Here is a 12,288-nt window from a genome sequence, read left to right as displayed (position 1 = left end):
CTTTCCTCGTCTTCTAAAATTCTGCAAATAAATCATTCACCTCCGGTGTCATAGAAATCCAGTCATCCCGATGAATGACAACACCCTTAGGTTTATTGGACTTGAGCATATCTTTAAGAGCTGACTTGCCAAAACGAACTCGCCCTTTACCGAGAATAGTTCCGTTTCCTTCTTCATAAACCGTCACCGTATCTTGATAGGCAAAGCTACCAGATACAGATACAAGACCAGAAACCAACAAACTTTTTCCATTATTTCTGAGAGCGTCGGCTGCTCCTTGGTCTACATAGATTTCCCCTTGACTTTTAGCATAAAAAGCCAGCCATTGCTTCTGCGTTTTTAGACCTTTTTGCTGAGCCAAAAAGAGACTGCCATCCTTGGTTTCCCCCGCCGCTTCAAGCAGAGCATCAGACTTGAGTGAAGAGCAGATATAGACCGGAACGCCAGACATGGTCGCCAGCGTTGCAGCCTTAATCTTTGTCAGCATACCACCAGTTCCATTGCTCGTTCCTGCACCGCCTGCCATATCAATCAGCTCAGAGCTAATCTTTTCAATCTTTTCAAGCCGGCGGGCATCAGGATTGGTAGACGGATTGGCCGTGTAGAGTCCGTCTACATCTGTCAAGAGCACCAGGAGGTCCGCCTGAACCATGGCTGCCACCTGCGCACTCAGTGTATCATTATCTCCGACCTTGAGCTCCTCGATGGCCACCGTGTCATTTTCATTGATGATAGGAATAGCGCCGCGATTCAGCAAGACAGACAAGGCCTGGTGCGCATTTTTGTAACGACGCTTATCTGCAAAATCCTCCTGTGTCAAAAGAATCTGAGCAGAAATGATTTGTTTCAAAAGAAGATTGGTTGTATATTCCTCCAAAAGCAAACCCTGTCCAACCGCAGCTGAAGCCTGTTTATCCGCCACCTTGGTCGGTCGCTTTTTAAAGCCTAGAGAAGAAAAACCTGCCGCAATAGCTCCTGATGAGACCAAGATCAACTCATGTCCTGCCTCATGCAAGAGAGCCAACTGCCGAGTGATTTCCTTTACCTTGGCGCGTGACAGACTGCCATCTGCGTTAGTCAATGACGAAGTCCCCACCTTAAATACGATTCGCTTTGCTTTCATTTCCTTTTCCTTCACTGCTAGATTGTCTTATTATACCACGATTTACGGAAAATAAAAATGACCGCGATTAAAGCGGTCAAAGGAAAATTTGTATTTTAATGATGAATGGACTTGCGCTATCCTTGTCGCAATTTTTCTAAGGTTTCTTGGAAAATAGCTGGCACTTCAGCTGTAAATTCCAGCACTTCACCAGTTCTAGGGTGAGTAAAGCCCAAAGTTCGCGCGTGCAGAAATTGGCCATGTCCTTTCAGAGTTTTACGAGGTCCGTAGACTTCATCTCCAGCCACAGGATGTCCAATGTAAGCCATATGGACGCGGATCTGATGAGTTCGTCCTGTTTCCAGCTGAAGCTCAACCAAGCTATAGTCACCAAAACGTTCCAAGACTTGGAAACGCGTCAGAGCTGGCTTGCCTTTGGCAGTCACTGCCTGCTTCTTGCGGTCTTTTTCACTACGACCAATCGGTGCTTCAATCACTCCACGGTCATTAGGCAGATTTCCATGAACAATAGCCCAATACTTGCGTAGGGATTTCTTATCCTTGAGCTCATCAGCCAGAGCCACATGAGCTTGGTCATTTTTTGCAATCATAAGAAGCCCTGAAGTGTCCTTGTCAATCCGATGAACAATCCCCGGACGGAGGACACCGTTGATGCCAGAGAGGTCTTGGATGTGGTACATAAGGGCGTTGACTAGCGTACCGCTGGTATGGCCCGCAGAAGGATGAACCACCATTCCCTGAGGTTTATTGATGACTGCCACATCCTCATCTTGATAGACGATTTCTAGCGGAATATCTTCAGCTACATACTCAACCACTTCCGGCTCAGGCAGCTCATAATAGATGATGTCACCTTCTTTGACAGCGTATTTGGCTTTTTTGGCTTGTCCATTGACCAAAATCCGGCCGTCCTTGATCTGCTCATTAGCCAAACTCCGTGATAGGTATGTCAGCTCAGCAACCGCCTTGTCCAATCGCTGACCAGCAACTGATGCCTCAATTCTTACTTCCATCTTTTTCTTCCTTCAAAATCATCAGCAGTAAAATAGCTACACCAAAGGTCAGATACATATCAGCCAAATTGAAAATAGCAAAATTAATAAAATCTAACTGAAACATGTCCACGACAAAACCTTGACGTATCCGGTCAATAAAGTTCCCCAAACCGCCAGCAATCACCAAGGTCAGCCCAGCCAGCATCCACTTTGAGGCATTGAGGTGCTTGATGAGGTAGTAAACAGCTCCGCCGATGACCAAAAATGTCACTAAAGTAAAGAGCCATTGCTGATTTTCCAGCATGGAGAAGGCTGCGCCGGTATTCTGAAGATAGGTCAGACTCACCAGATGCGGAATTAAACTCTTGACCTGCCCCAGCTTAAAACCGCTGACAATATATAACTTAACCAGCTGGTCTACAGCAATAAGAACCAAGACTGCAAAAGGAATAATAATTTTTCTTTTCATACTTTATTTTTTCTGTGCAAAATACTCTTTCATAACCGATACAAAGTCTTCCCCGACCTGAGTCAGCTCCACATCTTCACGCTTGACATAGACCATGTGGTTGTCCAAATTGTCACGAAGCTTGATGACAGTAATACCATTTACACTGTTACTGTCCAAAAAGCCAGATCCGGTCGCATAAGCATCGGTTCGCTCCAAAATCCCATTCAAAGTTGCACGGTCCGTCACATTAAACATCTGTGAGCTGGCACTGGTATCGACAAAATTCTCTGAATAATAGAGATACTCGTCCTTTTCCTGAGTGAAACGAACAGTCGGCAAGGCTGCCAAATCTTCCATGACCAACTCCTTCTTCTGAGTCAGAGGGTGATCTTCCCGCAGGTAAATGTGGGTCTGAAAAGGAATCAGCTCAATCACTTCCAAACCAAGCTTTTCCACCCGCTGCATAATCCCTTTGGTATTCTGATTATTGAGGTAGATAATGCCGATTTCACTGTGGCCTTGCGCCACTTCGTCCAGAATCTGTACGGTTGTTGACTCAAAAATTCGGAAGTTCTTATACTCTGGATAGGTCTGAGAAAATTGTGTAATCAAAGGCGGCAAAAAATCATAGTGCTGACTGGCAATAGAGAATTCATCTCGCTCTTCCTCAGGATTGGCATATTGGTTTTGAAAGACATCAAAACCTTTGACCAAATCTTGAGCTTTTTCGTAAAACTCCATTCCTCGGCGAGTCAGAAAAGTCCCGCTGCTGGTCCGACGAAAAATCTTGAAGCCCAGCTCTTTTTCCAAATCACGAACAGAGATAGACAGACTAGGCTGGCTGACATACATTTTTTCCGCAGCTTCTCGAAAAGTCCCACTGTTAGCAATGGCGACCACATAACGCAATTGTTGAATATTCATAACATTTTCCTTCTTTACATATCGTCTCATTATACCATAAACCAAGGCAGAACAAAAGAAACCAGCTGTAAGAAGCCGGTTTCTCCTTTTAAGTTAATGAGCAATCTGAGACAAATTTGCTATTTTTCTTTTAGATAGACAACCTCTGTCATCTCTTTGAAGCCTAGCTTTTTATAAAGTTTCAAAGCTCGGGTGTTCTGCTTTTCTACGACAATCTGAAACTCCTGTCCATTGAGCTCATTCAAATCCTGCATACTTGCAAGCAAGAGATAGCTGCCTAACCCCTGCCCCTGAAAATCTTGATCAACCGCCAAGCCAAAGAAATAATTGGTCCCAAAATCCGTATCAACCGACACAGAAGCCACAACCCGACCATCTTTCTTCAAGATATAAAGCAGACTGGAGCCACTACTTATGGATTCTTGGGCGTATTTCAAGGCAACATCTAGCGGTGTCTCAAAGACTTGGGACTGAAAGGCTGCAATCTCTTCAGCCAAGTCCAAACTCCCCTGCAAAACCTCAATCCCTTCTCTTTCTTCTAGAGGAAAAGCTTGAGCAGGCTGTGCCAGCCAGATTTCCGCTTCATCCTCTTGGTAATCAAATCTCCTAGCAAAGTCAGGTTGATCGTTCAAAAAAGCCAGCTCCGCTACATACTCAATCTCGGTCAAATCATACTGATCAGCTACCTTGGCAAAATCAGCTAGGAGTTGATTAGCCACACCCTGACGGCGATAAGATGGCAGAACATAAAGTGAGACCTCTGCTTGGCCAGGTTCATCCGCGTAGACTGATAAAAAGCCGCTGGTTCGACTATCCATCTCAGCCAAGAAGAAGGCTGGCATTTCAGGAGCTACATTATAATTATTATCCAGATAGGGCAGTCTATAGCCTCCGTCCACCTTATTACACTCTTGAACTAATTCAAACAATACTTGCTTTTCTTTCTCAGGCAATGCACTATAAATTCCTATTTGCATCCGTCTCACTTCCTTCCAGTATTTCTTTCTATTTTACTACAAAAACCTCAGTCAAACCATTCAAAAAGGGGCTGGAAAAATCCAGCCCCAATGTCGCTAAGTGAATCGTTTTTTATTTTTCAACGTGGTCAGCAAGTTCTTCCTGGGCTTTTTTATTTGCCGCAGTAGCTTCTTCTTTCCATTTTTTCTTAGCCGCTTCGTATTCTTTGGTCGTTACTACATCCTTCTGAAGTTGAGTCAGCTTGAAGTTGTAGCCTGAACCTTTGACACCAACTGGTGAGTAGGCCTTTGTAAATGGCACTGATTTAGTAACCGACGGTGTTGCACCTTGTGAAACAGTCGGGATAATCAAGCCGCTATCTAGCAACCAAGCTTCCGCTTCTGCATACTTTTCGTAACGCAGCTGCACATCGTTGGTTTCAGCATTGGCTTCTTCCAACATCTTGGTATAAGTATCCAAGCCTAACTCTTTAATCTTATCATTGTCTTGACCTGGTTCAAAACCAAAGTTTTGCAAGCTTCCGCCGTTCTTGATATTGAGAGTATCAAGGTAGGTAGATGGGTCTTGGTAGTCACCAGTCCAGCCACCAGTAGACATATCATAGTCTTTCTGAGCAGCAGAGTTAGCAAAATAGGTGATATTATTAAGATCGTCTGTGCTCATCTTTTGCAGGTCAATGACGACATTTTCTGCTCCAAGAGCCGATTCGATAGACTGCTTGGTTGAGCTAGCCCATTGAACTCCAATCGTGCTAGACTGATCCACTGGCATATCTAAGTGAATTGGGAATTCAACACCCTTAGCCTGCAAGGCTTGCTTCGCTTCTGCAAATTTCGCCTTAGCCTTTTCAGGATTATAGTAAGGGTCTTGAGCATCAGAGAGGTCAATTCCTTGCCATTGACTGCCATAGTTGACTAATTTTTCTCCAACAACAGTTCCAAAATCCTTGTCGCCAATTTGGACAAAGCTAGGCGGTACCAAGGTATTTCTCAAGACCTTAGTCGCTCCGTCTTCACCATTTCCTTGCGCACCATAAGATGTACGGTCAAAGGCAAAGTTAATAGCCTGACGGAAGTCCTTGTTCATGATTGCTTCGTTGGTCGCAGATTTTTGAGCATCTGTTGTTTTAGAAGTATGATTGTAAGACTGACGGTTGTAGTTGAAATTATAGTAATAAGAAGTAGAATCCTGCGGGCTGTATACGATATTGTCCGCATATTTCTTCTTGACTGAAGCAAAGCCAGAGCTATTCGGATAGAGACGAGCTGTGCTGTAAACGCCATCGCTGAAGTTACGAATCAGCGCTTCCTGATCATTTCCATCATAGTAGGTCAGCTTGATGCTATCCAGAGTGACATTGTCTTTATCGTAGTAGTTTTGGTTCTTGACAAATTCCATCACAGACTTGGAAGTCAGAGATTTGAGCAGGTAAGGACCATTATAAAGGATGCTAGATGGCTTGACAGAGCCAAAATTGCTTCCTTCTGCTTTCAGAAACTCTTCATTGACTGGGAAGAGAATTGTGCTGGTTGTTTTAGAGTTCCAGTAAGGCTCAGGGCGGGTCAGAGTATATTGCAGGGTATGGTCGTCAATGGCCTTGACACCAACATTGTCAAAATTCTTATCTTCACCCTTGATATAAGCATCCAAGCCCTTCACAGAGTCCTGAACGAGATAAATAGCTTCAGAATTTTCATCCGCTGCATATTTCAAGCCAGTAACAAAGTCCTGGGCTTTTACTTCTGCATATTCTTCACCATCGGATGTGTACCATTTAGCATCATCGCGCAGCTTATAAGTATAGGTCAAGCCGTCCTTAGAAACTGTCCATGACTTCGCGATAGAAGGAACCAGGTTCCCGTACTTGTCATTTTCAAAAAGTCCATCAACCAGGTTGGAAATGACATCACCTGTCGTTGCACGGTTTGTAGCAAGATAGTTCAAGCTGTCAGGGTCTGAACTATAAACGTAAGTATAATTATTTGTGCTAGATGAAGACTGGCTACAAGCCGTTAGCAATAGCCCGGCACTCAGTGCGACTCCAGTCGCAATCAACCACTTTGATGCTTTCATGGATAGAACCTCCTTTGATGTTACATTTTATAACATGAACTATTATACCAAAAAGCGTATAAAAAGTAAATAGTAAACCGATGACAGTTGAGTAAAACATCTAAGGGCGGGTGCTTTTAGCAAGCTCACAAAGTTTTCCGTTACTGCATTTCTGCGAATTTCCAAGTAAAAAAGGAAGAATCCAAGACAACTTTGCAGTAAAAGCGGATTCTTCCTTTTTGTTATTTTATCAAGAATGACTAGAACTGTGAGAGTATTAATACAAACTGTTCATCCTTTTATTTCTTATTGTCTACGCATGGATAAGCCATATAAACAGACAGCTCCAAACAAGAACAAGGCACCCAGTAAGGCCAAGAGCAAACTGCTGCTGTCTCCTGTTTTAGGGAGCTGGCTAGCCTGTGCAGCCTGCTGACTTAGTTGCCGACGAGAACTTACAGGTTCAACAGAACGCAAACTCAACTGCGGAGGATTTTGTTGACCTGGAACCATGCTCTGCCTAGCTTCAGTAATCTGAACAAGCTCCTTGTAATAATCTTCTCCCATGCTGAATTCTCTGTTTTGACCATCAATCAAGGTCAGGGAAAGTACTGGACTGAACTGACCTTCTACTAAGCCTTTCAAGCCTATCTCAACTGGATTGGTATCGTTGGCTTTTTTAGAAATCAGAACAGTATCACCAGAGATGGTATAGTCTGGACTAGGGAGAATGCTGAAGCGCTGAGTATCCATCTTAAGGGCAAGACGGTAGTCATTTTTCTCTAGACCGTTTAGTCCACTCAGGGTAACGGTAGCAGTAAAAGGTTGATCTAGCTGAGCAGATGCAGGGACATTGACTTTGATATCCTTAACTGGATCGGTATAAAAGAGACCATGCCCGATAGGATAGGCTACCTCTGTCTCAGACATGATGCCATCCTTGATACGCGGCACATTTACAGGTAGCGTTCCAACATGTTTTTGACCATTGAAAATCACTTCCACTCCAGCTGGGATATTAGGACCGAAGGCATTATCCGGCTTCAAAGACTCCGTTGGATCCATGCCCTTGTTTCCATAAACTGCTACAATAGCCTTGGCATTAGGATAATTCGCTACATCATAAGGTTTGGAAATGCTCATAACAGCTGCCTGTTTCCCAGTTGCATTTGCATAGTCCACGACTTCTGTCGGAACTCTTGTCAACCAGAAATCGCTGGCCAGTTGAGATTGACGACCAATTTCAGAGATTAGGACAAGGTGAGTAGCCTGATCAATCTTTCCTTTCAAATCTTCTAACTTGGTCGTCTTGCTGTAGTTCAACGCTTCGTATGTGACACCTGCTGGAATCACTCCGTCTGCTATCAGACGCTTGACGCCCAGTTCTAGCCCAGGCACTTCATCATCATAAGCCGCTAACAGCAAAATTCTGTCGCCAGATTTGACCTTAAAGGGCAGAACAGTATCATCATTTTTAACTACGGTCACTGCACTAGCAGCGATTTTTCGTTCAGTATCTCTGTTTAGCTCTGAACCAACAGTTGCTTCAGCCTTAGCTTGGGTACGCTCAGATGGGTCAAAGTCTAAAATACCTCGTTTTTCTTTTAGGTTCAAGATGCGGGTCACAGACTCATTCAATCTGCTGACTGGAATATCGCCTCTCTGAACCGCTAGCTCAATATCATTGATAATCTTATCGATTTTAGCCAAATCACTCTTACTGCGTAAGACGGTTGGCATCAGCACCACATCTACACCTGATTTGATTGCCATGATAGCCGCTTCAGATTCTCCGAAGTTTTTGGCAATCGCATCCATGCCCATAGCATCAGATACTACCACTCCCTTGTAGCCAAACTTTTTGCGAACAATGCCGGTAATAATATCATCTGACAAGGTGGCAGGGATATAAATGGTTTCCCCAGTTTGCTTAGATATAACCGTGTCTTTTTCAATCTGAGGATACTGAATATGGGCTGTCATCAGCATATCAGCGTTTTTGTCAATGGCAGCCTTGAAGGGCAGCAACTCCAGAGCTTCAAGCTCAGCATATGACTTATCTACCAGAGGCAGACCAGTGTGAGAATCCACCGCCGTATCACCATGCCCAGGAAAATGCTTAGCCGCTACTGCGACATTGTATTTCTGAATACCCTCCATCATAGCCGTCCCCAAGCGAGCAACAACCTTAGGGTCAGAAGAGAAGGACCGTAAACCAATAACGGGATTCTGCGGATTGTTATTTGTATCAAAAACTGGGGCAAAGTTGACATTCAAACCTAGAGCCGATAGCTCCCGTCCGATGATTTGACCTGCTTGATTAGCCAATTCCGGATCACGCGTCGCGCCAACTGCCATGTTGCCGGGAAGAGCTGTCCCGCTGCCCAAACGATAGACGATACCACCTTCTTGGTCAATCGCGAGCAAGAGCGGCAGCTTGCCATTATTAGCTTGGTTGCTGATAGCTGCTTGTTGCAGGGCCTGTGTCAAGGCTAAGGTTTGAGCAGTTCCCTTCACATTCTCAGCAAAAAGAATAACTCCGCCAAAGTCGTATTTATCAACCGCTTCTGCAACCTCTTTATTAAGCTCCGTCATATCGGACTGGGCAGCTTGGCCCTCTTGCTGCCATTTTCTGAAGTCTGGCATCAGCATCTGGGTAATTTTCTGACGAAGCGTCATATCTGCCACAAGCTCCTGTACTCTCTTAGAAGCTGGTGGCGCATCAGTCGCCGCTTGACCTTGCGCCTGATTGGCATCTGAGGAAACTTCTGCAGACTGAGCGGTCGCTGGTTTGGCAGAATCTTCTACCAAATTACCAGTATTGGCTTCTTGGGTTGAAGCAGCCGTTTCAGTAGCTGCAACTTCCGAAGCATCAGAGACTGGCAAGGCTTTTGCGGCAATTTGACTATCCTGACTTGTCGTGCCCCTAGCCTCTACAACACTATCAGAAGAGTCCGTTACAACTGCAGTACTTGCTTGTTCAGACTGGTTAGCAGATTCCGGCGGCTGATTAACCGTATCTGCTTTTATGGCTCCAAATGGACAAAAAACCAGCAATGACAAGGCAAGTGCCAATAGCAATTTATACCTTTTCATCATAGGCGTTCTCCTTTCATCCCTATAATAATAGCACAAAAAACGATGTTTGTAAACGTTTACATATTATCTAATGATTGTTCGTTTTTATCACCAATTAGTAATATAATCTCTATAAAAATGAAATAGTATTACAATATTATAGAAATGTTACAGAGGTATAATTTTATAGAAATAACATAACCTAACTGTTAAAAATGAGATTCTTTAATCTTATAGTAACAGTTGCATAGAAAGGATTTGCTATGAGACAAGAAAAGAACACCAAAGCAATGTTCAACCGCCGCTACTGGCTGGGGCTTTCCCTGGCTTCTGCTGCGACTTTAGCCGCTGCTTTGATTTCCACCGGAACAGTTCGAGCGGAGAACAAGTCAATCCCTGACTGGGCTTCTAGACGTGAAGTTGGTATTTACGATCCTAGTGTACCAGATATTGAGGACGACCCTACTATCTTTGATGATCCAGGACCTATCAAGGTTCCGGAAGCACCTAAGAGTGAGTTCCCTAATGCTTTTTATGATGAGTCTGGCGAAAGAATTACAAATAGAATCGTTCTTCACGAGGGTAAATACTACGGCGCGGACCTCTCTGGTTATACATACAAAGTTCAAGATGACCCAGCAGAACAAATTCCGACGAATCTAAAAAATTCCTTCTATACCAGCCCAACTGGTAACGTCTATTATTTTGATAACAAAGGACAAAGGGTCATTAACTTTTACACTGTTGATGGCAAGCAATACTTCTTTGATTCTTACGGACGACTGGTTAAAAACAGATTTATTGATTTCACTGAATATACCTTCTACATCGGAGGAGATGGATCGCCTTATAAAAACGGACTTTATAAGATTGGCAAGTACTATTATTACTTTACCGAGTATGGCGATCTTTTGAGGCAAGGTTCTTTCGACTACAAAGGAAAGACCTATTATACTAATTGGCATGGCGTTGTCAATATAAAAGACGAAGAAGTTACACCATAACGAAAAATACCAGAAATAAGGACGTATGTCTTCGTTTCTGGTATTTATTTTACTCAAAATCACTTAAATAAAAAATCATTTTTTATAAGCAGATACTTATAGTTCTTTTGATTTTCTTACACTAATACCTAGCCCCAATCCAGCCAGAAGCAAACCAAGCCCCACAACACTATAGACCGCCTTTTCGCTACTTCCTGTTTTAGGAAGAGTCTGTTCAGATTTGGCCAAAAGTGTTGGTGCCTGAACATGGTAGACGGTAGAAGTAGGCATTGTAGTACGACGCTCAAGATAGAATTGATAACTATCTTTTATGATTTTATAGTAACGAGCTTCATTGACACTTTCAACAATCCATGAAGTGGTTCCCTTTGTCAGAGCATCAGCCAAGTTATTTTCGATATCAAGCACTCTGCCTTCTGTTGCAAAATTTTTGTAAATTCCCTCAATCGCTTTTACCGTCGCTACAGTTCTTTCTATACCAGCAGCTTTTAGAGCCGCAAGTGTATCAGCAACCGTTGGAATTGAAGGATCTTCTTTCATTTCAGCATCTGTCAATAAAACGACGAATTTCTTATTTTTAGATGACTTAGACCAATCATAGGTTGAAATAATCTGGTTCAGGGCAGTAGTTGGTGTTTCTGGAGTATCTCCTCCACTCGCTATACGAATTGCAGCCAATGCTTTTTCGAGCTCAGCCGGATCAGTTGTAAAATAAGATGACCCAAACCGTGTTAGAACCGTATCTTCATCTTTGCTGCCAGAATTACGACCGTAGACTTCATCACTAAATGTCGCCAAGCCAAAACGTGCTGTAATCCCCTCTTTAGTAATATTTCGCACAAATTCATTAATATTTGCACGAACAATATCAATTGTGCCACCCATGGATCCTGAACGGTCGACAACAAAGACAATATCAGCTGAACCAGCTTTTGTCACAGTTGGTGGCGTTGAGGTGTAGGTGATGGTTGTAGTCTTATCTACTCGCTCATACTGCGTATAGGGATTCCCATTTTCATCTGTGCCAGATAAAGTATTTTCAGTACGTCTAGTTATTGGCTCTGGCGCCTTATCAACCTTTGCCGGAGCCACTTCTGTCTTTGTAACATCAACGGTTGCCGTTTCTACACGGACTGTTTGATTGCCTTCTTGACTTTCTTTGACATCAACAGGCGATACATTTTTTGAGACATCAATCAAATCTCCTGGTTTCGCTGCAGATTCTTCAACAACAGGTTTCGTCGTATCAGCAGCAATTTCAGCACCAGCAGCTTCAATCGGAGAGCTTACTGCTTCAGTTTTTGCTATACCGCTTGAAGATGGTGTCCCAACCTGGTCTGCAAAAACATGCGAAGCTTGTGAAAAGGCAAATAGAAGAGTTGCTGATGCTAATCCAACTTTCAATTTGTACAATGAAAAGCCTGGAAGTTTAAATGATTCTTTTTCCATAATTTCTCCTTATCTTTTTAGATTTAGAAACATGATTGCATCTATTTTATATAGAATAACATAAAAAAATAGGACCTGCAAGCGATTTCAGATATTTATTAGTCTAAAAATTAAAATTTTAGAATATTATCAGAGTTTGTATGCTAAAAATGATGAGCATCATCATGAATCATTAAACAAATGCTTTATCGTGCTGTCTCTAATAAGAAATCCCCATGCTCGATATTTGAGCAT

Annotated in this window: 9 protein-coding genes; 1 reads left to right on the top strand and 8 read right to left on the bottom strand. The window is 43.1% G+C overall.

The features are described 5' to 3' along the window. Nucleotides 1-13: 13 nt before the first annotated feature. The 7 genes from proB to K4H96_RS05650 form a co-directional block, all read right to left on the bottom strand. A complete protein-coding gene (proB, locus tag K4H96_RS05680; RefSeq protein WP_223336803.1) occupies nucleotides 14-1,123 on the bottom strand; it encodes a glutamate 5-kinase in 1,110 nt (369 codons plus the stop codon). Nucleotides 1,124-1,239: 116 nt separating this feature from the next. Continuing rightward, a complete protein-coding gene (locus K4H96_RS05675) occupies nucleotides 1,240-2,136 on the bottom strand; it encodes an RluA family pseudouridine synthase (RefSeq protein WP_223336802.1) in 897 nt (298 codons plus the stop codon). Continuing rightward, nucleotides 2,120-2,587, bottom strand: a complete 468-nt coding sequence (gene lspA, locus K4H96_RS05670; protein ID WP_125353116.1) for a signal peptidase II — start codon at nucleotides 2,585-2,587, stop codon at nucleotides 2,120-2,122. The genes K4H96_RS05675 and lspA overlap by 17 nt, the downstream gene beginning before the upstream one ends. Nucleotides 2,588-2,590: 3 nt before the next feature. Then, entirely contained in the window at nucleotides 2,591-3,493 is a 903-nt protein-coding gene (locus K4H96_RS05665) for a LysR family transcriptional regulator (RefSeq protein ID WP_032908183.1), read from the bottom strand. 119 nt (nucleotides 3,494-3,612) lie between these two features. Next, nucleotides 3,613-4,470: a GNAT family N-acetyltransferase gene (locus tag K4H96_RS05660; protein WP_223336801.1), complete on the bottom strand. Its 858-nt coding sequence runs from the start codon at nucleotides 4,468-4,470 to the stop codon at nucleotides 3,613-3,615. 112 nt (nucleotides 4,471-4,582) lie between these two features. Then, a complete protein-coding gene (locus K4H96_RS05655; RefSeq protein WP_223336800.1) occupies nucleotides 4,583-6,544 on the bottom strand; it encodes a peptide ABC transporter substrate-binding protein in 1,962 nt (653 codons plus the stop codon). Between the two features lie 285 nt (nucleotides 6,545-6,829). Next, nucleotides 6,830-9,622, bottom strand: a complete 2,793-nt coding sequence (locus tag K4H96_RS05650) for a glycoside hydrolase family 3 protein (protein ID WP_223336799.1) — start codon at nucleotides 9,620-9,622, stop codon at nucleotides 6,830-6,832. A 242-nt stretch (nucleotides 9,623-9,864) separates the two neighbouring features. Here K4H96_RS05650 and K4H96_RS05645 point away from each other — a divergent pair, with 242 nt between their 5' ends. Continuing rightward, nucleotides 9,865-10,605 (top strand): hypothetical protein, encoded by a 741-nt coding sequence (locus K4H96_RS05645; RefSeq protein ID WP_002906663.1) that lies wholly within the window; start codon nucleotides 9,865-9,867, stop codon nucleotides 10,603-10,605. A 96-nt stretch (nucleotides 10,606-10,701) separates the two neighbouring features. Here the strand turns inward: K4H96_RS05645 and K4H96_RS05640 are convergent, their stop codons facing one another. Next, complete coding sequence (locus tag K4H96_RS05640) at nucleotides 10,702-12,054, bottom strand: vWA domain-containing protein (protein WP_002906664.1); 1,353 nt, start codon at nucleotides 12,052-12,054, stop codon at nucleotides 10,702-10,704. Nucleotides 12,055-12,288: the final 234 nt, after the last annotated feature.

The sequence above is a fragment of the Streptococcus sanguinis genome, assembly GCF_020729765.1.
GTDB lineage: Bacteria > Bacillota > Bacilli > Lactobacillales > Streptococcaceae > Streptococcus > Streptococcus sanguinis_Q.
Note: the sequence above shows the minus strand (reverse complement) of the source record. Positions and strands in the feature narration are given on the sequence as shown.